Annotated in this window: 24 protein-coding genes; 1 reads left to right on the forward strand and 23 read right to left on the reverse strand. The window is 55.9% G+C overall.

Translation table 11 applies throughout. The annotated features are described in order from the left end of the window. Positions 1–50 precede the first annotated feature (50 nt). From HOY33_RS12875 to glmU, 20 genes are all read right to left on the reverse strand, one after another. The gene (locus HOY33_RS12875; RefSeq protein ID WP_172290666.1) at positions 51–1,283 is read right to left on the reverse strand and encodes a beta-ketoacyl-ACP synthase; all 1,233 of its coding nucleotides are present in this window, start codon (positions 1,281–1,283) and stop codon (positions 51–53) included. Then, the gene (locus HOY33_RS12880) at positions 1,283–2,014 is read right to left on the reverse strand and encodes a 3-ketoacyl-ACP reductase FabG2 (protein ID WP_172290611.1); all 732 of its coding nucleotides are present in this window, start codon (positions 2,012–2,014) and stop codon (positions 1,283–1,285) included. Before HOY33_RS12880 ends, HOY33_RS12875 begins: the two co-directional genes overlap by 1 nt. Next, complete coding sequence (locus HOY33_RS20625) at positions 2,014–2,634, reverse strand: hotdog family protein (RefSeq protein ID WP_253906969.1); 621 nt, start codon at positions 2,632–2,634, stop codon at positions 2,014–2,016. The genes HOY33_RS12880 and HOY33_RS20625 overlap by 1 nt, the downstream gene beginning before the upstream one ends. Continuing rightward, on the reverse strand, positions 2,627–3,784 hold the full coding sequence (locus tag HOY33_RS12895; protein ID WP_172290612.1) for a beta-ketoacyl-[acyl-carrier-protein] synthase family protein: 1,158 nt from the start codon (positions 3,782–3,784) through the stop codon (positions 2,627–2,629). The genes HOY33_RS20625 and HOY33_RS12895 overlap by 8 nt, the downstream gene beginning before the upstream one ends. 1 nt (position 3,785) lies before the next feature. Beyond that, positions 3,786–4,361 carry a DUF3261 domain-containing protein gene (locus HOY33_RS12900; protein WP_172290613.1) on the reverse strand — a complete coding sequence of 192 codons (576 nt, stop codon included), beginning with the start codon at positions 4,359–4,361 and terminating at the stop codon, positions 3,786–3,788. After that, positions 4,358–6,679, reverse strand: coding sequence for an MMPL family transporter (locus HOY33_RS12905; protein ID WP_172290614.1), 2,322 nt, complete (start codon positions 6,677–6,679; stop codon positions 4,358–4,360). The genes HOY33_RS12900 and HOY33_RS12905 overlap by 4 nt, the downstream gene beginning before the upstream one ends. Then, complete coding sequence (locus tag HOY33_RS12910; RefSeq protein WP_370541640.1) at positions 6,651–7,253, reverse strand: outer membrane lipoprotein carrier protein LolA; 603 nt, start codon at positions 7,251–7,253, stop codon at positions 6,651–6,653. The genes HOY33_RS12905 and HOY33_RS12910 overlap by 29 nt, the downstream gene beginning before the upstream one ends. Further along, positions 7,253–7,675, reverse strand: coding sequence for a thioesterase family protein (locus HOY33_RS12915; RefSeq protein ID WP_172290616.1), 423 nt, complete (start codon positions 7,673–7,675; stop codon positions 7,253–7,255). The genes HOY33_RS12910 and HOY33_RS12915 overlap by 1 nt, the downstream gene beginning before the upstream one ends. A 2-nt stretch (positions 7,676–7,677) precedes the next feature. Then, positions 7,678–9,402 (reverse strand): glycosyltransferase, encoded by a 1,725-nt coding sequence (locus HOY33_RS12920; RefSeq protein WP_172290617.1) that lies wholly within the window; start codon positions 9,400–9,402, stop codon positions 7,678–7,680. Further along, on the reverse strand, positions 9,393–9,743 hold the full coding sequence (locus HOY33_RS12925; RefSeq protein WP_172290618.1) for a 3-hydroxyacyl-ACP dehydratase FabZ family protein: 351 nt from the start codon (positions 9,741–9,743) through the stop codon (positions 9,393–9,395). Before HOY33_RS12925 ends, HOY33_RS12920 begins: the two co-directional genes overlap by 10 nt. Then, positions 9,730–11,082 carry an AMP-binding protein gene (locus tag HOY33_RS12930; protein WP_172290619.1) on the reverse strand — a complete coding sequence of 451 codons (1,353 nt, stop codon included), beginning with the start codon at positions 11,080–11,082 and terminating at the stop codon, positions 9,730–9,732. Before HOY33_RS12930 ends, HOY33_RS12925 begins: the two co-directional genes overlap by 14 nt. Then, positions 11,079–11,639, reverse strand: coding sequence for a hypothetical protein (locus HOY33_RS12935; RefSeq protein ID WP_172290620.1), 561 nt, complete (start codon positions 11,637–11,639; stop codon positions 11,079–11,081). Before HOY33_RS12935 ends, HOY33_RS12930 begins: the two co-directional genes overlap by 4 nt. A 15-nt stretch (positions 11,640–11,654) precedes the next feature. Beyond that, complete coding sequence (locus HOY33_RS12940; protein WP_172290621.1) at positions 11,655–11,903, reverse strand: acyl carrier protein; 249 nt, start codon at positions 11,901–11,903, stop codon at positions 11,655–11,657. A 21-nt stretch (positions 11,904–11,924) separates the two neighbouring features. Next, positions 11,925–12,191 carry a phosphopantetheine-binding protein gene (locus HOY33_RS12945; RefSeq protein ID WP_172290622.1) on the reverse strand — a complete coding sequence of 89 codons (267 nt, stop codon included), beginning with the start codon at positions 12,189–12,191 and terminating at the stop codon, positions 11,925–11,927. 16 nt (positions 12,192–12,207) lie between these two features. Beyond that, positions 12,208–13,005, reverse strand: coding sequence for a 1-acyl-sn-glycerol-3-phosphate acyltransferase (locus HOY33_RS12950; RefSeq protein WP_172290623.1), 798 nt, complete (start codon positions 13,003–13,005; stop codon positions 12,208–12,210). Next, positions 12,998–13,726, reverse strand: a complete 729-nt coding sequence (locus HOY33_RS12955) for a beta-ketoacyl synthase chain length factor (protein WP_172290624.1) — start codon at positions 13,724–13,726, stop codon at positions 12,998–13,000. Before HOY33_RS12955 ends, HOY33_RS12950 begins: the two co-directional genes overlap by 8 nt. 65 nt (positions 13,727–13,791) lie before the next feature. Further along, complete coding sequence (locus tag HOY33_RS12960) at positions 13,792–14,859, reverse strand: methyltransferase (RefSeq protein ID WP_172290625.1); 1,068 nt, start codon at positions 14,857–14,859, stop codon at positions 13,792–13,794. A gap of 76 nt (positions 14,860–14,935) precedes the next feature. Beyond that, positions 14,936–15,325, reverse strand: a complete 390-nt coding sequence (locus HOY33_RS12965) for a hypothetical protein (RefSeq protein ID WP_172290626.1) — start codon at positions 15,323–15,325, stop codon at positions 14,936–14,938. A gap of 258 nt (positions 15,326–15,583) precedes the next feature. Beyond that, a complete protein-coding gene (glmS, locus tag HOY33_RS12970; RefSeq protein ID WP_172290627.1) occupies positions 15,584–17,413 on the reverse strand; it encodes a glutamine--fructose-6-phosphate transaminase (isomerizing) in 1,830 nt (609 codons plus the stop codon). Positions 17,414–17,609: 196 nt separating this feature from the next. After that, a complete protein-coding gene (gene glmU / locus HOY33_RS12975; protein ID WP_172290628.1) occupies positions 17,610–18,980 on the reverse strand; it encodes a bifunctional UDP-N-acetylglucosamine diphosphorylase/glucosamine-1-phosphate N-acetyltransferase GlmU in 1,371 nt (456 codons plus the stop codon). Positions 18,981–19,323: 343 nt separating this feature from the next. Between glmU and HOY33_RS12980 the strand changes: the two genes are divergently transcribed. Beyond that, on the forward strand, positions 19,324–19,776 hold the full coding sequence (locus tag HOY33_RS12980; protein WP_172290629.1) for a VOC family protein: 453 nt from the start codon (positions 19,324–19,326) through the stop codon (positions 19,774–19,776). A 53-nt stretch (positions 19,777–19,829) separates the two neighbouring features. Here HOY33_RS12980 and HOY33_RS12985 read toward each other — a convergent pair whose 3' ends face one another. Genes HOY33_RS12985 through atpG form a run of 3 tightly spaced genes read right to left on the reverse strand, consistent with a single transcriptional unit; the run spans position 19,830 to position 22,565 of the window. Next, positions 19,830–20,243, reverse strand: coding sequence for a F0F1 ATP synthase subunit epsilon (locus tag HOY33_RS12985; RefSeq protein ID WP_172290667.1), 414 nt, complete (start codon positions 20,241–20,243; stop codon positions 19,830–19,832). A gap of 28 nt (positions 20,244–20,271) precedes the next feature. Then, a complete protein-coding gene (gene atpD / locus HOY33_RS12990) occupies positions 20,272–21,654 on the reverse strand; it encodes a F0F1 ATP synthase subunit beta (RefSeq protein ID WP_172290630.1) in 1,383 nt (460 codons plus the stop codon). Positions 21,655–21,701: 47 nt separating this feature from the next. Beyond that, positions 21,702–22,565, reverse strand: coding sequence for a F0F1 ATP synthase subunit gamma (gene atpG / locus HOY33_RS12995; RefSeq protein WP_172290631.1), 864 nt, complete (start codon positions 22,563–22,565; stop codon positions 21,702–21,704). Positions 22,566–22,588 lie beyond the last annotated feature (23 nt).

Consider the following 22,588-nt stretch of genomic DNA (forward strand, 5'->3'; position numbering starts at 1 on the left):
TGGTTCCTGCCGGCGCAGGAACGACGGGGATGATCCCATCCCCGGTTATCTCAGTCCTGCTTCCAGCGGCGGAAAATCAGCGAGGTATTGATGCCGCCAAAGGCAAAATTATTCGACTGCACATAGTCGGTATCGATATGCCGCGGTTCGCCCATAATGTAGTCCAGTTCGCCGCAATCTTCCGCCGGTTGCCGCAAATTGAGGGTCGGAGCGAACCAGCCTTCACGCATCATTTCAATGCTCATCCAGGCTTCCAGCGCGCCGCAGGCGCCCAGCGTATGGCCGAAATAGCTTTTCAGGGAAGAGATGGGCGTAGCGCGGCCAAAAACCGCGGCGGTCGCCTGACTTTCCGCCACGTCCCCGCGGTCGGTCGCCGTGCCGTGTGCATTGATATAGCCGATATCGCCGGCCTGTAAACCGGCGCAGCGCAGCGAACCTTCAATGCAAATCTGCATGGTTTCGCGCTGCGGTTGCGTAATGTGCGCCGCATCGCAATTGGTATAAAAACCCACCAGCTCGGCATAAATCGTCGCGCCACGCGCCTGCGCATGTTCCAGCTCTTCCAGAATCAGCGTGCCCGCGCCTTCGCCAATCACCAGTCCATCGCGTCCGGCGTCAAAGGGGGACGGCGTGGTCTCCGGCGCGTCGTTGCGCTGGCTGGTGGCAAACAGCGTATCAAACACCGCCGCTTCCGACGGGCAAAGTTCTTCCGCGCCGCCGGCCACCATAACCGTCTGATAACCATGACGGATCGCTTCCCAGGCATAGCCTATCGCCTGACTGCCGGAGGTACAGGCGCTGGAGGTGGGAATAACCCGGCCGCGCAAACCAAAGAACAGCCCGGCGTTGACGGCCGTGGTGTGCGGCATCATCTGTACGTAGGTGGTGCCGGTAATATTGTTGGTATGTTTTTCGGTCAGCATGGTGGCGAACTCGCTGACCGGGCCGGTGCTGCCCGTTGACGAGCCGTAGGCAATCCCGGTTTCCCCGTTGGTCAACACCGGGTGCTCCAGCAGCCCGGCTTGCTCCAGCGCCAGCTCCGTGGCGCGCGTCGCCAACAGCGAGACTCGCCCCATCGAGCGAATGCGTTTGCGCGTGTAGTGCGCGGGCAGACTGAAATGATCAATGGGCGACCCCAGTTGAGTATGCAGGCCGGCATAAATCCGCCACTCCGGCATCTTGCGTATCGCATTACGACCGGCGCGCAAACCGCTTGAAACGCTTTCCCAGCACTCGCCAAACGCGGTCACGCCGCCCATTCCCGTTACCACCACACGACGCATCACAGCATACCTCCGTTAATAGAAATAACCTGACGCGTCACGTAACCCGCGATATCGGACATCAGATAGCTCGCCAGCCCCGCCACTTCATCCGCCTGCCCCATGCGTTTCAGGGGGATCATTTTCATCGCTTCCTCAACGGCCGCCGGCTCCATCTGGATCATGCCGGTATCAATCAGCCCGGGGGCAATACAGTTGACGGTGATTTTCCGCTTCGCCAGTTCGATAGCCAGCGCTTTGGACGCGCCGATAATGCCCGCTTTCGCCGCGCTGTAGTTGACCTGCCCGCGGTTTCCCATCAGGCCGGAAACCGAGGACAACGTAATGATCCTTCCCCCTTTACGCAGGCCGATCATCGGCATCACGCAGGGGTGGATAACGTTGTAGAAACTATCAAGATTGGTGTGGATCACGCTGTCCCAAGCGTCGTTATCCAGGGCGGGAAACGCGCCGTCGCGGGTAATTCCCGCATTGTTGACCACGCCATAATAGGCGCCGTGGGCTGCAATATCCTGTTCGATAACCGCGCGGCACATTTCCCGATTAGCGATATCGAATCCGACGATGCGCCCCGAGCCATGATTCTCGATAATCTGGCTTAAGGTCTTTTCGGCCCCTTTTTCGTCGCGGTGATAATGCACCGCCACCGTAAAACCATCTGCCGCCAGACGCAGCGCGATGGCCCGACCGATCCCCTTGCTGGCGCCGGTTACTAACACGCAACGCGTCATCACTGTTTTCCCTGTTCTAAAAGCTGTTTTAATTCGTTGTCGTCAGGCTGATAGGTATTCAGCCTGCCGGTGGCGTAGGTTTCACCATCAATCACAATTTCACCGTCAAAGCTGCCGATTTTTTCATCACGCATCAGTAACGTCACATAGACGTCAAGCCGCGAGGCCGCAGGGAAAAACGCCTGCTTACAGCGGTAGCCCCGCCCGCCCAGCAACATGCCGGGACGCGGTTTTTTATGGCGGGCATCCAGCCCGCCCCCCTCCGGGCCGTCGCAAGCGACGTTTAAAATCGCTCCTGACGATTTTTTATGGCGGGCGTCCTGCCCGCCCCCCTTCGGGCCGTCGCAAGCGACGTTTAAAATCGCTCCTGACGATTTTTTATGGCGGGCGTCCCGGCTCCCATGCCACCCTGACCAGACGCCTATCGCCTGGGCGATGATTTCAATACCGAACCAGGCGGGCAGATGCCCATCGGCATTCAGGAACGGCGCCAATATACCTGCGCGGCTGACCGACACCCGGCAATGAGCATGTTCATCATCGACGTGGATAACCTCGTCCACCAATACCATCGGCGACTGGTGAGGCAGATAGTGCGCCGCCGGAAAATAGTCAGCCATCCGCTTTCCCCAAAATCAGGCAGGCATTATTGCCGCCAAAAGCAAATGAATTAGACAAAATAACCGGCCGCCGGAGCTGGCCGGGCGCAGTGAGCAAACCGCAAGGCGGCAATGTCTCGTCCCGGGCGCCGAGCGAAAAATCCTGCGGCGGCAGCGGCAGTCCGCGTGTCAACAACAGCCAGCAAATCGCGGCTTCACAGATGCCCGCCGCGCCAAGCGTATGCCCGGTAAGGTATTTGGTCGAGCTACAGGGCGTTCCGTCGCCAAATATAGCATGAATGACTTTCGCTTCGATTTGGTCGTTCAGGCGGGTTGCCGTGCCGTGCAGATTGATGTAGCCGATATCCTCAGGCCGGAGGCCGGCCTGCCGCAGGGCCATCTCAATCGCCCGGGCCGCGCCCTCGCCCTCTGGATGAGGCGCCGACATATGGTGCGCATCGGAAGATTCGCCAGCGCCCAGCAGCGCCACGCCGTCAGGCTCGCGCCCGATCAGCATCAGCGCCGCGCCTTCGCCAATGGTAATACCGTCACGCCGCTGACTGAAAGGCGCGCAGCGTTGCGATGAGAGAGACTCCAGGCTGTCAAAACCATTCAGCGGCATCCGGCTCAGCGTGTCCGCGCCGCCGACGATCGCCGCATCCGCCAGTCCGGCGTCAATCAGGCGCTGTCCGCTGATTAACGCCCGGGCGCTGGAAGAACAGGCGGTCGATAGCGTGTAGGCCGGCCCGTCCGCCCCGAGAAAAGCGGCCAGGAAACGGGAAGGGTCGCCAAGCTCCTGCTGTAGATAAAAGTAGCCGGGCAGATCGTGGCTGACGTAGCGATCGGCTTCGTCCAGACCGGAGGTGCTGGTTCCCATGATCACCGCAACGCGATCGGAACCAAACCGGGCGATCGCCTCATCCACCTGCGGCCGGATTTGCGCCAGCGCGGCCAGCAACAGTTGGTTATTACGGCTGTTATGCTCGGCCAGCGCATCAGGTATTGCCGGCAAATCCGCATCGACATTTCCGGTCCAGCACGCTTTTCCCTGCACCAGCCAGCCGTTGTCCGGCCGCATACCCGGCGCGGTGAGTCTGGCAAGGTTATCCGCCATCTGCTCCAGGTCGTTACCCAACGCATTGAGCGCCCCCACGGCGTTAATGTAGATCATGCTAGCCATCCAAATGTTGAATCACGATGTGATAACCAAACGCGAACTGTTGAACACCGATCGGCACCCGCTGGTTGTTACGGGTCATATAACGAATTTCGGTAATCAGATTGCCGCGATTATCACGCAGTTGCCTGCTGTCGCCATTATCCCGCAGCGTCCAGCCGGCGGGAAGCTGCGGCCGCCAGGCGGCTATCGGCCAGTGGCTCAGCATAACATCGGCCAGCACCTGGCTGGCGGGCGGCATCTGCGGCAGTACGATGGACTGCTCGGTATGAATGCCCTGTGCGTCATAGGTGACCAGAAACAGACGGATGCCGATGGAAGACAGCCCGACCAGCGAGAGCTGCCGGTCATCCGCGTTCAGCATGACCAGCAGCGACTGCTGCTTGCCTTTAAACGTCCCGGTCAATAACTGTTGCTCATTGACCGCCGGGGCGATGCCCGGCGCGGGCAGCGTGACCTGCACCCCCGGCTTGAGCCATGCCCGCGGACGGTTATCGTCCTGATGCGTGCTGACACAGCCCATTAGTAACAGCGCACAGGCGAGCAGCATCCCGCGTCGTGGTAATTTCATTTTCGTTTTCCTTTCGAATCGGGCAACGCCAGCGGCGCCAGCAGGAAGGCGGTAAAAATACCGCTGCACAGTACAATACCAAAGCTGCTGATCGCCTGAGTGCCGCTGAACACCAGCATCCCCAGCGTCAACAGCGCGGTGCACATCGCCAGCGTGACCGCCAGCAGCGAGGTCATCGGCGTGCCGCGCGGATTACTGAAAAACAACGTGTAGTTAATGCCGATGCCTAATACCAGAACCAGGGCCAGCAATGAGAACAGATTCAGCGAATGACCGCTCAGCGCCAGCGCCGCCAGACCGCCGCCCAGCGACAGCGCCGAAGGCACCACGCTCAGCAGTCCGCGATGCAGCCCCATGCGAACCACGTAGCTCAGGGCAATCACCGCCAGCGCGGCGACCAACAGCCAGCTCAGCATCACGCGATAGAAACCGAACAGATCGTCAAAAGTGCTTTTCCGGTCGATCCACTCAACGCCGGGCAGTTGAGTGGCCAGTTGCGCCAATTCCGCGCTGTGCGTAACGCCGCTTACCGGCACCAGCGCCCCGCTTTCCCCTGCGGGCAGGGTCAGCCACAGCAGCCGCCAACCCTCGCTTATCGGGCTGTTCAGCCAGGTTTCCGGCGTCACCGGCATGGGCTGCGCGTTCGGACCGGCGACGTCCACCCCCGCCTCGCTAAGCCGCCCGACGACGGTTGGCGCCGCCGACGCGATAAGTTGCAGATCGCGTCGCTGCTGCGCCAAAGAAGAGAGCGGCAACAAACGGTAGGTTGTCAGCCATTTCCGTTGCTGCGCATCGCGCAGTTTCGGCGCCAGGTGTTCCAGCCGTTGCAACACCTGCTCGGCGCTGTCGCCGTGAACCACAAACCAGGTTTGATCGGCGCTCTGTCCGGTCAGCGCCGTTATCTGACGCTCCTGCCGCATTAACGTTTCCGGCAACGCCTGAAGCTGCGAAATGTCATCATTCACCTCCAACCGCAGCAGCCCAACCACCGAGACAACCAGCAGCGCCAGCGGCAATCCCCAGCGCACGGCGCGATTACGCCGCCAGGCGGCCAGCCAGCGCCCCATCAGCACCATGGCGGGAACAGGCCGCACCGGCAGGCCATTAACCAGAAAAGGATACCAGCACACCACCGTCAGACAGGATGCCGTCAGCCCGGTCGCCGCAAATACCGCCAGCTGTTGTAAGCCGGGGAACGGCGCCAGCACCATCATCAGATAGGCGATCGCCGCGGTTCCCAGCGCCAGCAGCAGCGCGGGAAGCACTTTTCTCAGGCTCTCAAGCGCGGAGACATTGCCGCCGTGCACCATACGCTCGGTCAGATAGTAGAGCGTATAGTCCGCCGAAATCCCGACAATGCTGATGCTCATCACCAGCGTCATCAGATGCAGCTCGCCAAACAGCAACAGCGTAAACACCGTACCAGCCAGCGCACCAATACCGACCGACAGCGCGCACAGCAACAATGGCCGGGGGGAGCGAAAGACGGAAAAGATCAGCAGCAATACGCCCGCCACCGTCGCCACCCCCAGGGTCGACACATCCTGCTTCGCCTGCTGGCTGGCGTAGTTGCTGAACAGCACCGTACCGCGCGTTAACACCTGCGCCTCAGGGAACGAGGCTTTCAGCGTGGCCTCCAGCGCATTAAGTTTTTCGACCAGTTGCCGATTATGCGTCATATCAAACGACGCGCCGCTCAACTCGCCGTGCAGGAAATACCAGCTTCGGCCCTGCGCATCTTTGGTCGTCAACCAGCCCTGAGACAATCCCAACTGACTGGCGTTTTGTTGCAGCGCCAGCTGCGAACCGCGCACCAGCATCAGCGGATCGTGATTCAATTCCTGGCCGCTGACCCCGGCAAAGGCGGAATAAAGCTGCGCCAATACCCACTCCGCCTGTACATTTCCGCCGTTTTCCAGCCGTGCGCGCGTCGCGGAATCGACCAGCCCGTTGCGATGTTCAAACACAAACTTTCCCCACCGCTGTTGCTGTTCGGCGTCAATCGGGCCTTTCACATTTTGCAGATCGGGAAGCGATTGCAACTGTTTCAGCCACGCGTCGGCAACGGCGGGATCCGCCCGCTCGCCGGACGTTACCAGCCACACCATCTGCCGATCGAGGCGTTGCATAAAACCTTGCTGCAACGCCGGCGGGATCGCCCCCATCGATTGTTTCGGCAGCAGCGCCAGCACGCTGCTGTTGATCTGCGCCTTCGGCAGCAGCAACGCCAGCCCCGCAATCAGCATCACACAGCAGACTACCCACAACCGGGCCGCGCGGCGCACCCGCTTAGAAAACGAAACGCTGCTGCTCGTCATCACTTAACGTCCTGGGAGTGAGCCGCTGATTGCTCAGGGTAATTTGGGTCATATCGCCCTGTCGGTCATCCAGTTCAATACCCGCCAGAAATTCACCGCCGTTCAGCGTAATGGTGTTAAACAGCTTATCCAGCGGCGAGGTTTTCGGCGTCAACACCAGCCGCCATTGCCGTTCGCCAAGATCGGTAAAATCGATGGCGAAATTTTGCTCCAACACGCGGCGATCGGCCTGAAACAAGGCGCGCAGCAAATGATTGAACTGAAACATCTGCGGATTGTTTTCCGCGGTGACAATCTGCGGCGGCTGCCCGTTCATCACCTGAACCATGCGCTTATCGTCCAGCACCATCGTCAGCGGAAATGGCGCCGCCTGATGCCACCACAGCCCTTTGTCATGCGCGATTAACAGTTGCCCGCTGGATTTAAGCGGTTTCGCCATTCCCTTGATTTCCCGCAGTTGAGTAAAATCAGCCCGTACCACCGGCTGGCTGCTGAAACGCTGTTGTAAATCGTCCAGCGTCACCGCCTGCGCGATACCGCTAAATAGCATCAGTACGGCAAACCATATTTTCATCATGGCGTCACTCCAAGGCGCTCAAACAAAATGGGGGGAGAAACAAAACTCAGCTCGCGGCTATTTTCCTGTACCGCCACCTGAATCGTATAACCGGTGGTCATACGCTGGCCGCTTTCCACATCGAAAATCTGGTAGGCGATGCGCAAACGGTTTTCGACTTCGTCGATGGTGGCGCGCACCCGGATACGCTGCTCATAGGTCAGTGCGGCGCGATACTTAACGCGCGTATCCACCACCGGCCACACATAGCCAGACGCCTTCATCTCGCGGTAGCCATAGTTGAATTTACTGAGCAACGCCTCGCGGGCGACCTCGAAAAAGCGGAAATAGTTGCCATGCCAGACAACGCCCATGGGATCGCAGTCATGAAAGGAGACCGTCAGTTCCACCTCATGGCTTAAACGGGGATCGTTTAACACTGTTACTCCTTTTTCCCGGCGGCCTGATCCTCATGCGGCAGACGCCAGAAATCAAAAAAATTAAACCAGTCGAGGGGCGATTTCAGCGCATAGTGCGCCAGGCGTTCGGCATAGCGATCGACCACCTGCTGTAATGCCTGCTGACGGGTAGCGCGCGGCAACACTATCGGGTCGGCGAACGACTCGCAATAGACGCGCAGCATCTTGCGTTCGCGGATCACAAACATCAACAGCACCGGACAACGCAGCGCCGCCGCCAGAATGAATGGCCCCTGGGGAAAGGGGGCGTCACGCCCGAGAAACCGGCTCCAGACAACGCGACGAACGCCGCCGCGCTGGCGGTTTACCGCCGTGCGGTCGCCAACGATCGCCACCCACTCGCCGGCTTCCAGCTTTTGTTGCAGCATCATCGCCGTATCCGGGCCGATATCGCTGACCGGGATGAGATTCACCCCGGCCTGCGGGGCGATCTCTTCCAGCACTTGCTTAAAACGCTGCGCGTTATCGGTAAAGACCAGCGCATTGATCACCAGTCCGCTCACCTGCTGCGCCAGCGCCCGGCAGACTTCAATATCACCAAGATGAGACGCCAGGATCAACTGCCCGCGCGGCCGCCCTTGTTCGATCACCTCCCGGGCGCCGGGAGCGAAATCAATATCGGTTCCCCAGTGTAATTCGCCCCGCCAGCTGGCGACTTTATCCAGCATCGACTGACCAAAACGCAGAAAATGACGATAACTGTTCAGCGGCAGCGGCAGCGAAATCCGATGCCGCCGCGCGTAATCGATTATCTGGCGCAGCCACGCCTGAGAGGCTTTACGCTGCGAGCCGCCGGTAAGCCAGTAAAAGGCGATAACCGGCCACAGCAACAGCGTAAACACCCCGCGCCCCAGCCGTTGATAAACCGCCAGCATAAAGCGCATGCCGAGCAAGCCCTTGCGCTCTTCCACGCCTGACCAGTGCGCCTCACGGCGCTGCTTCAGCAACCAGGGAATGCGCGGCAACATGCCGAAAAACAGCCGGGTATGCATCCAGGAAATACGCAGGTTATCGCGCAGGGCATCGAAATGAGAAAGCCCGTTGTGCGGATAGACCACCTCGGTATCGATAAAACGGCTGGGCGTGCCGGCCCAGTAAAGCCGCACCATGATTTCCGTATCGAAATCCATGCGGCGGCCAACCGTATGCTGTGCGGTCAACGCCAGGGTGGCTTCAAGGGGATAAACCCGAAAGCCGCACATGCTGTCCTTCAGGGAAAACGACAGCGTTTCAATCCAGACCCAGACATGGGTGACATAGCGCCCATACAGGCGCGATTTCGGCACCGAGGCATCGTAAACCGGCCGGCCGGAAATCAGGCAATCAGGAAAGCGTTTGGCCTCCGCCAACAGGCGAGGCGCATCCTCAATCCGGTGCTGGCCGTCGGCATCCACCTGCAACCCATGGCTATACCCGGCTTGCGCCGCGGCCTCAAGGCCACAAATCACCGACGCGCCTTTGCCGCTGTTTTGCGCCAGACGCACCAGCGTGACGCGTTGGTTTTCCCGCGCCAATTGCGCCAGTACCGTTTGCGTCGGCGCATCGCTTCCGTCATCGACAATAAAAATCGGCAGGCAAAGCGCAGCCAGACGCGCCATGACATCGCGCATCATGGCGCCGTGGTTATAGCAGGGGATCACCACACAGGGTGAAAACTCACCCTTTATCGACGCGTGTTTTATCGACATAGCTTAATTTTCCCGCTGCTGGCGATTCGCTCCGCCTCATCGTCCAGAATATGGTAGCTAAAGGTCAGCCATTGCTTGTCGGCATGCCAAACCAACACCAGACGCAGGATTTTACCGGGCAGAATCGGCTGCTGGAATTTAATGTTTTCGACCGACGAAAACCGCCAGCCCGGCGCCAACAGTTCCGCCGCGTAGCGCAGCGCCCAGTCCAACTGCGCCACCCCGGGCAACAGCGGCTGTCCGGGAAAGTGGCCTTTGAACCAGAACAGATCCTCCGTCGCCCGCAGGGTAAGCTCGGCCCGCTGTTCCGCGCACTGACGTGAAAGCTCAACGGGTAGCATGAAACAACGCCTGTATTTGCGGCCAGGCGCGCTTGCTCTGGCTATTGTGGGGAATAACATCGACGACGCGCCAGAAACGCGGCATCGCCAGCGGCTCCAGCCAGTTGTGCAGTTCATGCCGCCACTGACGCTTTAAACGCGGCAGATCGGCGGCCAAATCCGCTGACGTCAGTACCAGCACCACGCCGATACCGCTGCGCTCGGTACGCGTAATTTGTAAAGCAACCGCATCGGCAATTTCCGGCAGTTCAAGTAAACGCCGTTCGATCTCGCTGAGGGAAATACGTTTATCCTCTATTTTAACCACCCGATCGTGCCGGCCGCACAGTTGGAAGTTTCCCGCGTCGTCAAACGCCAGCTTGTCATCCAGCTTCTGCCCGGCCGGATGCGGGATCAGCGCCGAACGCGCCCACCAGTTATCCTGCTCGTCGGGCAACAACGATACGCCGGCGAAAAGCCGCCACGGCGTGTTTTCAGCCTTACGGGTTCGCCAGGCAAGCACGCCGGTTTCGGTGCTACCGTAAATTTCATCAACCGGCGTGGAAAACCAACTGATTGCCGCCTCGGCGTTTACCCAGGGCAAGGCGCCGCCGGCGGAAACAATCAACCGGCAGGTCGGCGCCTTAAGCGAACGGTCGATACGACGTAAAAAAGCCGGGCTGCTGATAAAAACATAACGCCGCTGCGGATCCCGAGCGGCGAGCTGTTCGGTATAAAGCACCGCCCGGCTGTCAAAACACAAACCCAGCGCCATCGGCAACCAGATACGAAACGTCAGGCCATACAAATGCTGATGGGTAACGGACGCGATAACGCAGCATTCTTGCAGCCGATCTCCCCAGCGTTGAGCCAGCCAGCGCGATTCTTCGTCCAGACAGCGCACCGGTTTCACCACTTGTCGCGGCTTGCCGGTAGAGCCGGAGGTAAACAGCACGATACAGGCATCGTCCGCTATTTCAGGCAGCGCGGCACCTCCACATTGTTCGCTTGCGGTTACCGTAAGCACCGGACAGTTCAGATTGAGCGCCGCATCGGTCAGCAAGCCGTCAAACTCATCGGCCTGCTCTTGCAGAACAGACTGTCGGCAATGCCCGGGAACCACCGGAACTTTTCCCGCATGCAGCGCCGCCAATAGCCCGACGGTAAAAAAGTAACTGTCCTCAAAGCACAGCGCCCAGCGCAACTCGTTACGGCCAAGCAACTGCTGGCAAAGCGCGGCGACCTGCCGTTTTAACCTACCCAACGTGAACGCCTGCACGCCATTGTCGGCGACAATTCGCTGCGGGTCATCATCGTCGTTCAGCCAGTTGCCGATAGCCCGGGGGGTCATGCAACTCATGCCAGTCTTCTCAGACGCTGGCGTACTATCCATTCGCCCCCCATCAACAGCCCCATCAGCAGATAACCGATCATGCCATTCCATAACGTCCACCAATGAACATTGCCTGCCAGGCAGGTCAGTACGGCAACACCGCCGTTAAAAACGAAAAACAGACACCAGATTTGCGTGACGCGGCGCGTATAGGCGACCGCCCGCGGCGGGAGTTCCGGCTCCCGCAAACGAGCAAGGCGTTCCACCAGCGGCATTCCGCGATAAAGGGAACTGCCGAACAGCAGCAACATCACGGCATTTACCGCAACGGGATACCACAATAACCATTGCCCGTCGCTCAGCGACAAACTGGCGAGGCACAGCGCCGCACCCGCTGTCGCCAGCAGCAACCCGGTTCCCTTAAAAAGATTTTTATCGCCTCGCACGGTGGCGAAGCGCAAAAAAAACATCAGCGCCAGCGCTGCCGGCAGCCAGCGATGCTCCGGGTGAACAACGCTGAACCAGACCAGAAAAGGCCACGCCAGCGTCATCAGCCAGTTCAGGCTGTTTATCAGCGCGCGCATCCGTTGGTTCGCTCGTCAGCCTTCATTGATCAGGCTTTCCACCGCATCGGCAACGTCCTGCACAGTACGCACCGATTTAAAGGTTTCCGGCGAAATTTTGCGGCCAATGCGCTTTTGCAGATGAACAACCATATCCACCGCGTCAATACTGTCCAACTCAAGATCTTCATAAAGTCGGGACTCAGGCTTGATATCCTCCGCATCCAGCTCGAACAGCTTGACCAACAGATCGGTAATTTCCTGATAAATTTCGTTTTTATCCATTATTGACTCGTTATTTTATTATCAGGCACTCACTGCGCGCTGAGTGTTAATGAAAGCGGCCAGGGTGGCCACGGAAAAAAAGTGCTGACGCATCTCTTCGCTTTCAGAGGAAAGCACTACGCCATAGCGATTTTTTATCGCCAACCCCAGTTCAAGGGCGTCGATGGAATCCAGGCCGAGACCATCGCCAAACAGCGGCGCATCGGTCTCGATCTCATCGACGCTAACGTCTTCAAGATTCAGAGATTCAATAATCATCTCTTTAATTTCAATGAATGTATTTTCCATGCCTTTTCCCGAATAATTATAAATTTTCTGGTGTTAAAGATTGGTGTAAAAGGCGATTCAGACGGCGCGCGGCCAAAGGCAGCGCGTCTTTTTCTTCTGTCGCCATAAAAGTTTTATTACCGATCCGTTCGCGAACGCTGACGGTGAAAAAAGGTTTCTCCGGCGGGATTTGATACCAACGACTTTGTTTATCCAACATCTTCTGATTACAGCGAATGTGCACAATCCGCAAATCACAGCCACAACGCACGGCGATATTGGCGGCGCCACGCTGCAACACCATCGGCTCGCCATAACGCGTACGCGTGCCTTCGGGGAAAATAATGATCACATCCCCGGCGTCCAGTCTCTGCTGACAATCGGGAAGCAGCGTCGCGGACTGACTGTTGAGCAGGTAATTTGCCGAGCGAATGACGCCCCGAATAAAGAAATTATGCTGCAACTCGGCCTTAACCAGACAATCCACATCCGGCATCACCGAGGCCAGCAACACGTAGTCGATTAACGATGGGTGGTTGGCGACCACCAGGCAGCCTCTATCGGCTTGCAAGCTTTCAACGCCTTCAATGCGATAATCCAAGACCCCCAGCGTCCGCAAAAGCCATAAAAAGAAACGGAAACTGACCGATATGCTGCGACGAGCCAGTCGACGGCGGCGAGCGGCGTCGCGTTGAATCAGCAGCAGATTGAACCACACCAGCGACAGCAGTAAACCACCAAGCCCAAACAGCGCAAAACAGCAGCCGGTCATCGCCAGTCGCCATAAACGATTTAAACCTGATGATGCGCGTAATATTAATGAAGATTCAGACATCGCACCTATCCCATTGCCAGTTGAGCCGTTCGCCGCGAATATGAAACGCCGGTTGCCGGGCCAGAAACGCATGCAAAAAGCGCAGACTTTGCGGTAATTCCGGCTCTTCACGTTCCGCCACCGGCGTCGATCGACAGCTTATCTCTTCACCGCACCCCAACAGCACGGCAACGGCATAAGGATAACGAGGCATCCGGGCGGGAATGTGGCGATGATAAAACTCAGGGATCGCGCCGTCGAAATCCACCAGCAGCACGTTTTTGTAGCCTGCGGCCTGCAATGCGCTTACCTCGACCAACCCCTGCTGGAAAGAATCGATGCCGGCCGCCAGCGATGTCGATACCAGCGGCGCCGCGGCGGCAATGGTCAGGCTTCCTACCGCCGCATTGTGAACCGACATGGCAAAATCGGTAGGGGAAATATTTTCATTGCGTGATAACGCCTGCAAAATGCGCAGGTTGCGCTCCAGCTCACCGTGACGAGAGGTAAAAACAATCGCATCGGCCGCCTGACGACGCAGCAGCGCCAATCCACAATCCACGGCCAAACGGCTGCCGCTGTTTAAACGACGGGCCATCATCATCGGCAGTTGGCGACACTTCTCCAGCGGCCGATCGGCGTGTATTGCCGCCGGCCGCGTCGCCCAACGCAACCAGTCATCAATATTGCCAAGCCCCGGTGCGCTGGCCTGCCAGTCAAGGATTGAAAAAGCGAGTTTCATACTATTGTTCTTCTTTCAATGTTCCATAAACCAACCGGAAGCACATATGCCATACCGCCGCGGCTTTATTGTTTTTTACAGATCAGCAGCGTGTGACCAATACCAAGACCGTCAATTTGTTGCTCCACGCTAAACCCGGCTTCGCCCAACAGCGGCAAAAAGCGTCTGGCCGCATAAAAACGGCTGGTGCCGTTAGCCAGGCAGGTAAAGTAGAGCGAAGAAGCGTTAAGACTGAAAGCCCCGGCTTCCCACTGCTGACGATCCCAGAAAATCTCCAGAATACAGACGCGTGCATCCGCTTTCATCGATCGGGCGATTTTGCCTAAAATAGCCACGATCTGTTCCTCGCTAAAACAATCGAGGAACTGGCTCATCCACCAAATATCCGCATCGCCCGGCAACGGGCTGTCTGAGAGCATATCCACAGCCACACCGCAAATACGATCGGATTTACCCGTATCTGCGATATTTGCTTGCGCCAGATCGATCTGTTCAGGCAGATCGAGAATAGTGACGTGAACATCACTATCGTAGTCGCAACAGCGTATTGCCCATTTCCCGGTATTTCCCCCCACATCATACAAATGCTTCGGTTTTTGCTGAAAAATATGCGGCAATGCGGCATCAAACGCGGCGTCGGAATAGAAATGATCGAAAGCGAACCAACTTTCTTTTACCTGCGGCGGCAACTGACTCAAAGCCGGGTAAATAGTCGGCCATTCACCAAAAACCTTTAATCCCGCAGGCTTACTTTTCGACAATGCTTCATCAAGATAAAACATCCCCTGATAACAAACGTCCTGGGTGAAATCCATATTGACGCGGGTCATGCGATCGTGAAGCAGATAGTGACCGATTTTAGACAGAAAATAATCATCGCCACGCTGTATGACAATATGACCGCTCAGCCCAACATCCAGCAGCAGCTCAACCGCGTAGCGGCTTAATGAAACGTTGTTGACGATATCGTCAAGGCCGGCGCCGTTATGGCCGCATTTATCCAGAAAAGCCAGAATGCCGTAATTGCGCAGGTTGATAGCCGCCTGAAATAGCATCGGTGCAAAAGCAATACGCTGAGCTTCAGTAATCGCGTCCAGCGCGCTGACGCTATCTTTGTCATATCCGTAAGACACGATGATTTCCCTTGCGGTGGCAAATATTACCGAGTAAAAAAGCCGAATAAGCCTATATTTATTCGGCTGTTATATTTTATTTAATCTGCTGTTCTGCAAGTTTTAATTGAATATCGCGATCCAGATTATTTATCCAGCTATTATAGTTACGATGGATTTTCCCCTCGCCCGCCAACAGGTTCTGGCTGCTAACGTAATTGATTGAATAACTGGTTGTTGAATAATTAATACGAATATTGGCGACATGACTACGCTGTATTAAACGCCCTTCAATCACGCCGGAATAAATCGGCGTCATTATCCATTTACGTTGCTGGCCGGCCGCAAGAATGGCTGTTTTTATTTGATCGTTGGTGTGTTGCCCGGCGATGGGTGTCGTCACATTCGCCACCGGGACGGTACGCGTCGCACAACCGGCCAATGCAGCAATACAAATCAAGCCCGCTAAAATAAGTTGTTTTTTCATCATATCCCTGTCAATAAATCAATAAGTTAGCCGCTACCAAGCAAAACTTCCACATGGAAATAATGCACCATTCAAACTATTTTACACAAAATAAATATACGTTGACAAAAAAGCATCAAAAATACGCCGTTTACCCCGCCCGACTGAAGCCGGCGCAGCAAAGGTTTAGACAGGTTGAGCCTATGACACTTACAAAAAAATCCGCCTTGTGGATACCATCACCACAAGGCGGATTTGATCTTGACGAGCAGACGCGGTTTATTCCACCGTAACAGACTTGGCCAGATTGCGCGGCTGATCGACATCAGTGCCTTTGATCAGCGCGACATGGTAAGCCAGCAATTGCAGCGGCACCGTATAGAAAATCGGCGCGATGATTTCTTCAATGTGCGGCAACGGAATAATTTTCATATTTTCGCTACTGACGAATCCGGCATCTTGGTCGGCAAAGACATACAGCTCACCGCCGCGCGCGCGAACCTCTTCAATATTGGATTTCAGTTTTTCCAGCAGTTCATTGTTGGGCGCCACCACCACGACCGGCATATCCGCATCAATTAACGCCAGCGGGCCATGTTTCAATTCACCGGCGGCATAGGCTTCCGCATGAATATAGGAGATTTCTTTCAGCTTCAGCGCCCCTTCCATCGCGATCGGATACTGATCGCCACGGCCGAGGAACAACGCATGATGCTTGTCAGAGAACCCTTCCGCCAGCGACTCGATAAGCTTATCCTGCGACAGCATTTGTTCAATACGCGCCGGCAGCGCTTGCAGACCATGGACGATGTCATGCTCAACCTGCGCATCCATACCGCGCAGGCGGCCAATACGCGCCACCAGCATCAACAGCACGGTCAACTGGGTGGTAAACGCTTTGGTTGATGCAACGCCGATTTCAACGCCGGCTTTGGTCATCAGCGACAGATCGGACTCGCGCACCAGCGACGAACCCGCCACGTTGCATATCGCCAGCGACCCCAGATAGCCCAGCTCTTTGGACAAACGCAGCGCCGCCAGCGTATCCGCCGTTTCACCGGACTGAGACAAGGTAATCATCAGGCTATTCTGCCGCACCGCCGGTTTGCGATAACGGAACTCGGAGGCGATTTCCACATCACACGGGATCCCCGCCAACGCTTCAAACCAGTAGCGGGAAACCATACCCGAGTTGTAAGAGGTGCCGCAGGCGATGATCTGAACATGCTGCACTTGCGCCAGCAGTTCGTCCGCTTTCGGGCCTAATTCAGAGAGATTGACCTCACCGTGGCTGAAACGCCCTTCCAGCGTATTCTTGATGGCCATCGGTTGTTCATAGATCTCTTTCTGCATGTAATGACGGTAAGCGCCTTTATCACCGGCATCATAATTAACTTTTGATTCAATCTCTTCGCGTACGGCAAGGTTGCCCGTTTTATCAAAAATGCGAACGCTGCGGCGCTGAACTTCAGCTATATCGCCTTCTTCCAAAAACATGAACCGACGGGTAACCGGCAGCAACGCCAACTGGTCGGAAGCAATGAAGTTTTCCCCCACGCCGAGACCGATAACCAGCGGACTGCCCGAACGCGCGGCAACCAATACGCTTGGATCGCGACTATCCAGCACCACCATGCCATAGGCGCCGCGCAGTTGCGGAATAACCCGCTTGACCACCTCAAGCAGCGAACCGCCCTGTTTCTGTTCAAAATGAACCAGATGCGCCACCACTTCGGTGTCGGTTTCCGACACAAAGCGATAGCCGCGTTCGATCATCAGTTCGCGCAAAGGTTCGTGGTTTTCGATAATCCCGTTATGTACGATGATGATATTTTCAGAAATATGCGGATGCGCATTGGCCTCTGACGGTTCACCGTGAGTGGCCCAACGGGTATGGGCAATCCCGGTACCGCCATGCAGTTGGTGCTCTTCAGCGGCCTGAGCCAGAATCTGCACTTTACCCAGACGCCGCAGACGGGCGACCTGCCCTTCATTGTCCACCACCGCCAGACCGGCTGAGTCATAGCCGCGATACTCAAGACGGCGTAAACCTTCCAACAAAATTTCCGAAATATCACGTTGCGCAACAGCGCCTACAATTCCACACATCGATTGTATTCCTATAAAAGTGACATATTGTGTCACCTGGGATGTCTTAGACCTGATTGTTCCGGATTTTCCGGGTTCCCCGAGCCTTGTAGAGAGTTGGGGATTATTATGTTTTGCCCTGTGCTTTTTATGGCCGAACCATCAATGAAAACACAGCGCAAAACAGCCTCCGAGGTGACGAAGGCTGATAAATCCATTATTTCTTCTTCACCGGCCGCCGCCAGTCATCAATGTGCTGCTGCTTGACGCGGCTGATCACCAGTTGGTTTTCCGCCACATCGCGCGTGACGGTGGTGCCCGCGCCGATGGTCGCGCCGCTGGCAACCTTGACCGGCGCGATCAGCTGGGTATCCGACCCGACAAACACATCATCGCCAATCACCGTTTTATGCTTGTTGGCGCCGTCATAATTACAGGTGATGGTTCCCGCCCCAATATTAACACCGGCGCCGATATCGGCATCGCCTAAATAACTCAGATGACCGGCTTTTGAACCTTTACCCAGGCGGGCTTTTTTCAGTTCGACAAAGTTACCGACATGGGCGCCTTCCGCCAGCTCGGCGCCCGGACGCAAACGGGCGAACGGCCCGATGGTGCAGTGCGCTTCAAGCGTGGCGTTTTCCAGCACTGAGTATGGACTGATTTCACAATCATCACCAATCACGCTGTTTTTAATCACACAGCCCGCGCCGATTTTAACCCGATGGCCCAGCGTAACCTGACCTTCCACCACCACGTTGGCATCAATGGTAACATCGCGGCCGTGAAGCAATTCACCACGCAGATCAAAACGGGAGGGATCAAGCAACATTACGCCGGCCAGCAATAATCTTTCCGCCTGTTCATGCTGATAAACACGCTCCAGCGCCGACAGTTGCAGGCGATTATTCACTCCCTCCACTTCGCTCAGGCGATCGGGATGCACCGCGACGACGCGTCGGCCTTCTGCCGCCGCCATCGCAATAATATCGGTGATGTAATACTCGCCCTGCGCATTATCATTATTCAACTGGCTTAACCAGCGCTTCAAATCCTTACCGGCGGCCACCAGAATCCCGGTATTGATTTCATTAATCCGGCGCTGTTCGTCGCTGGCATCCTTGTGCTCAACGATCCCGACAATCGCCCCGTTTTCACGCACAATGCGCCCATAACCCGAGGGGTCGTCCAGCTTAACGGTCAGCAAGCCAATTCCGCCCAGAGGTTTAGCCTGCAACAGGTTGCGTAGCGTTGTCGGTGAAATTAACGGCACATCGCCGTACAGCATCAGAATATCTTCATCATCGGCAAAAAACGGCGCCGCCTGCTGCATGGCATGCCCGGTTCCCAATTGCTCCGCCTGTAATACCCAGTTCAACGCCGGATCGGACAGTTCGCGCTTCAGCAGGTCGCCCCCGTGCCCGTAAACCAGATGGACATGCTGCGCGCCGGTAGTCATCGCGGCGTCAATCACATGCTGAACCATCGGTTTACCCGCTAATGGGTGCAAAACTTTAGGAAGATCGGAATACATTCGGGTTCCTTTGCCTGCGGCAAGGATAACCACACTCATCGCGCTGTTCGTCATAAGCATCCTGACAAAAACTGATTGGCGGACAATCAAAAGGGGTGAAATAAGGTATAACCAGAGTGTACCGAAACTTATACTCAAATAAGATAGTTTTTCATGAGTTTTTTCTGAAAACAGAGCGAAGTTAAGCGCTTAATACATCCATAACATGGCGACATCGCTATTCAGGCTTCCGGGGTTAATAGAAGTAAAAACGAATAATTTCGTTTCAATCACAGTCTCCGCCACTTTTCCTCGTGATGATAAAGGTGATCGGGTTAATGATTACGTTATCAAAAATAAACCGGCGAATTTAGTCAACCGTCTGCGAAAGCAGGTATAAAACAGCCAAAGGATCGATATGGTAAATGTAGTAGGTATTGATCATCTTGCCATTCGCGTGAGTGATTTGGCGCGTTCAAAATACTTTTATGATCACATCCTCGGCTTCCTGGGATTCGCTATCGAGTGGGAGTTCGATCGCGTAATCGGCTGGAACAATGGCGAAACCATGTTCTGGATTACCGAGGCTGATGCAAAAGGGCGTAAACACCCGCACCGTACGGGGGATGTGGGATATCATCATTACGCATTTGAGGTAGAAAAACGTGAGGATGTCGATGCGCTTTATACCTTTATTCAACAAAAAAACGTGACTATCGTGGATGCGCCAGCCGATTATCCCGACTACGGCGAGGGCTATTACGCGGTTTATTTTCTTGATCCGGACGGATTAAAGCTGGAGGTTATGTTTTTCCTGGAAAAACAGAAACGACGCGCATTGAAGACTGCGGCACAAAATCCTGATACATGAAAAAAGCCAGTCAGTATCAACTGGCTGGCTTCTGTTTATAACACGCTAATCGGTTACATCGCTTTTCTGGTCAGTTCGATAACGCGCAGCTTGGCAATCGCTTTCGTCAGCTCCGCGGAAGCCTGGGCATAATCCACGTCGCCATGCGAATTGCGGATATGATCTTCGGCTTTGCGTTTCGCTTCCAACGCGCGTGCTTCATCCAGATCCTGCCCGCGGATGGCGGTATCGGACAGTACGGTAACCATGTTCGGCTGCACCTCAAGGATGCCGCCCGACAGGTAGATATACTCTTCTTCACCGTGCTGTTTCACAATACGAACCATACCAGGCTTAATGGCAGTGAGCAGAGGGGCATGTCCCGGATAAATACCCAGTTCGCCTTCGCTCCCGGTCACCTGGATTTTCTGCACCAGACCGGAGAACATCGCCTGTTCCGCACTAACGACATCCAAATGGTAAGTCATAGCAGCCATATCACCCTCCTACAAGGCGTTACAGTTTCTTGGCTTTTTCCATTGCTTCTTCAATGGAGCCAACCATGTAGAACGCCTGCTCCGGCAGGTGGTCGTATTCGCCGTCCATAATACCTTTAAAGCCGCGAATGGTATCTTTCAGGGATACGTACTTGCCCGGAGAACCGGTGAACACTTCCGCCACGAAGAACGGCTGTGACAGGAAACGTTGGATCTTACGAGCGCGGGATACCACCAGCTTGTCTTCTTCCGACAGCTCGTCCATACCCAGGATCGCAATGATGTCTTTCAGTTCCTGATAACGTTGCAGAATGGACTGCACGCCACGCGCCACATCGTAGTGTTCCTGACCGACAACCAGCGGATCCAACTGACGGCTGGTGGAATCCAGCGGGTCAACGGCCGGGTAAATCCCCAGAGACGCGATCTGACGGCTCAGTACCACGGTGGCATCCAGATGCGCAAAGGTGGTGGCGGGCGACGGGTCGGTCAAGTCATCCGCTGGCACGTAAACGGCCTGAACGGAGGTGATGGAGCCGGTTTTGGTGGACGTAATACGTTCCTGCAATACGCCCATTTCTTCCGCCAGCGTCGGCTGGTAGCCTACCGCAGAAGGCATACGGCCCAACAGTGCGGAGACTTCCGTACCGGCCAGGGTGTAACGATAAATGTTATCGACGAACAGCAGCACGTCGCGGCCTTCATCACGGAATTTTTCCGCCATGGTCAGACCGGTCAATGCCACGCGCAGACGGTTGCCCGGCGGCTCGTTCATCTGACCATAGACCAGCGATACTTTATCGATAACGTTGGATTCGGTCATTTCATGGTAGAAGTCGTTACCTTCGCGGGTACGTTCGCCTACACCGGCAAACACCGAGTAACCGGAGTGCTCGATGGCGATGTTACGGATCAACTCCATCATGTTTACCGTTTTACCTACGCCGGCGCCGCCGAACAGGCCGACTTTACCGCCCTTGGCAAACGGACACATCAGGTCGATAACCTTGATGCCGGTTTCCAGCAGTTCCTGCGAGTTGGACAGTTCTTCGTAGCTTGGCGCCGCGCGGTGAATCGCCCAACGCTCTTCTTCGCCGATGTCGCCTTTCATGTCGACCGGTTCGCCCAGTACGTTCATGATACGACCCAGCGTCGCTTTACCAACCGGTACTTCGATCGCATGTCCCAGGTTATTTACCTTCAACCCGCGACGCAGGCCGTCGGAAGACCCCATTGCGATACAGCGAACCACGCCGCCGCCTAACTGCTGCTGCACTTCCAGCACCAGTTTTTCAGCACCGTTCTCCACCTCAAGCGCATCGTACACTTTCGGTACGGCATCTTGCGGGAACTCGACGTCCACCACGGCGCCGATTACCTGGATAATCTTTCCAGTAGCCATCTTGAATCCTCTACGTAATTCGACAATACGTAATTCGTAAACCTGCTTTAAACCGCGGAGGCTCCCCCGACGATTTCGGTGAGTTCCTGAGTAATGCTGGCCTGACGAGCTTTGTTGTATACCAACTGCAACTCTTTGATCAGGCTGCCGCCGTTATCGGTCGCGGCTTTCATCGCCACCATTCGCGCGGCCTGCTCACTGGCCAGATTCTCTACGACGCCCTGATAAACCTGGGATTCCACGTAACGACGCAGCAGAGTATCCAGCAGCGACTTGGGATCGGGTTCATACAGGTAATCCCAGGATTTTTTCTTCAACTCACCGTCATCCGAAGGCGGCAACGGCAACAGCTGAACAACCAGCGGTTCCTGAGACATGGTATTGATGAACTTGTTGCTCACGATATACAGCTTGTCCAGGCGACCTTCGTCGTAGGCTTGCAGCATAACCTTCACCGGACCGATCAATTCCGACACGGAAGGGTTATCCCCCATGCCGGTGACCTGAGCAACAATGTTTCCGCCCACCGAACCGAAAAAAGAGACTGCTTTGGAGCCAATCAGCGCTAAATCGGTTTCAACGCCTTTGTCGCTCCAGGATTTCATCTCCGCCAGCAGCTTTTTGAACAGGTTGATGTTCAAGCCACCGCACAGGCCACGATCGGTAGACACCACCAAATACCCGACACGCTTAACGTCACGCTCTTCCAGGTACGGGTGTTTATATTCCAGATTTCCCAACGCAAGGTGACCAATCACATTGCGTATGGTTTTCGCATAAGGACGGCTGGCCGCCATACGATCCTGCGATTTACGCATTTTGGAAGCGGCGACCATTTCCATCGCTTTGGTGATCTTTTGCGTGTTTTGGACGCTTGCGATCTTACTACGTATCTCTTTTGCGCCGGCCATCTTTAGCTTCTCCTCAATGCCTT

The organism is Brenneria sp. hezel4-2-4, from assembly GCF_013155275.1.
Classification (GTDB): domain Bacteria; phylum Pseudomonadota; class Gammaproteobacteria; order Enterobacterales; family Enterobacteriaceae; genus Brenneria.

Coding starts and splice junctions, on each gene's coding strand:
- HOY33_RS12875 (WP_172290666.1), bottom strand. CDS start 1,283: ATGCGTCGTGTGGTGGTAACGGGAATGGGCGGCGTGACCGCGTTTGGC.
- HOY33_RS12880 (WP_172290611.1), bottom strand. CDS start 2,014: ATGACGCGTTGCGTGTTAGTAACCGGCGCCAGCAAGGGGATCGGTCGG.
- HOY33_RS20625 (WP_253906969.1), bottom strand. CDS start 2,634: ATGGCTGACTATTTTCCGGCGGCGCACTATCTGCCTCACCAGTCGCCG.
- HOY33_RS12895 (WP_172290612.1), bottom strand. CDS start 3,784: ATGATCTACATTAACGCCGTGGGGGCGCTCAATGCGTTGGGTAACGAC.
- HOY33_RS12900 (WP_172290613.1), bottom strand. CDS start 4,361: ATGAAATTACCACGACGCGGGATGCTGCTCGCCTGTGCGCTGTTACTA.
- HOY33_RS12905 (WP_172290614.1), bottom strand. CDS start 6,679: ATGACGAGCAGCAGCGTTTCGTTTTCTAAGCGGGTGCGCCGCGCGGCC.
- HOY33_RS12910 (WP_370541640.1), bottom strand. CDS start 7,253: ATGAAAATATGGTTTGCCGTACTGATGCTATTTAGCGGTATCGCGCAG.
- HOY33_RS12920 (WP_172290617.1), bottom strand. CDS start 9,402: ATGTCGATAAAACACGCGTCGATAAAGGGTGAGTTTTCACCCTGTGTG.
- HOY33_RS12925 (WP_172290618.1), bottom strand. CDS start 9,743: ATGCTACCCGTTGAGCTTTCACGTCAGTGCGCGGAACAGCGGGCCGAG.
- HOY33_RS12930 (WP_172290619.1), bottom strand. CDS start 11,082: ATGAGTTGCATGACCCCCCGGGCTATCGGCAACTGGCTGAACGACGAT.
- HOY33_RS12935 (WP_172290620.1), bottom strand. CDS start 11,639: ATGCGCGCGCTGATAAACAGCCTGAACTGGCTGATGACGCTGGCGTGG.
- HOY33_RS12940 (WP_172290621.1), bottom strand. CDS start 11,903: ATGGATAAAAACGAAATTTATCAGGAAATTACCGATCTGTTGGTCAAG.
- HOY33_RS12945 (WP_172290622.1), bottom strand. CDS start 12,191: ATGGAAAATACATTCATTGAAATTAAAGAGATGATTATTGAATCTCTG.
- HOY33_RS12950 (WP_172290623.1), bottom strand. CDS start 13,005: ATGTCTGAATCTTCATTAATATTACGCGCATCATCAGGTTTAAATCGT.
- HOY33_RS12955 (WP_172290624.1), bottom strand. CDS start 13,726: ATGAAACTCGCTTTTTCAATCCTTGACTGGCAGGCCAGCGCACCGGGG.
- HOY33_RS12965 (WP_172290626.1), bottom strand. CDS start 15,325: ATGAAAAAACAACTTATTTTAGCGGGCTTGATTTGTATTGCTGCATTG.
- glmS (WP_172290627.1), bottom strand. CDS start 17,413: ATGTGTGGAATTGTAGGCGCTGTTGCGCAACGTGATATTTCGGAAATT.
- glmU (WP_172290628.1), bottom strand. CDS start 18,980: ATGACGAACAGCGCGATGAGTGTGGTTATCCTTGCCGCAGGCAAAGGA.
- HOY33_RS12980 (WP_172290629.1), top strand. CDS start 19,324: ATGGTAAATGTAGTAGGTATTGATCATCTTGCCATTCGCGTGAGTGAT.
- HOY33_RS12985 (WP_172290667.1), bottom strand. CDS start 20,243: ATGACTTACCATTTGGATGTCGTTAGTGCGGAACAGGCGATGTTCTCC.
- atpD (WP_172290630.1), bottom strand. CDS start 21,654: ATGGCTACTGGAAAGATTATCCAGGTAATCGGCGCCGTGGTGGACGTC.
- atpG (WP_172290631.1), bottom strand. CDS start 22,565: ATGGCCGGCGCAAAAGAGATACGTAGTAAGATCGCAAGCGTCCAAAAC.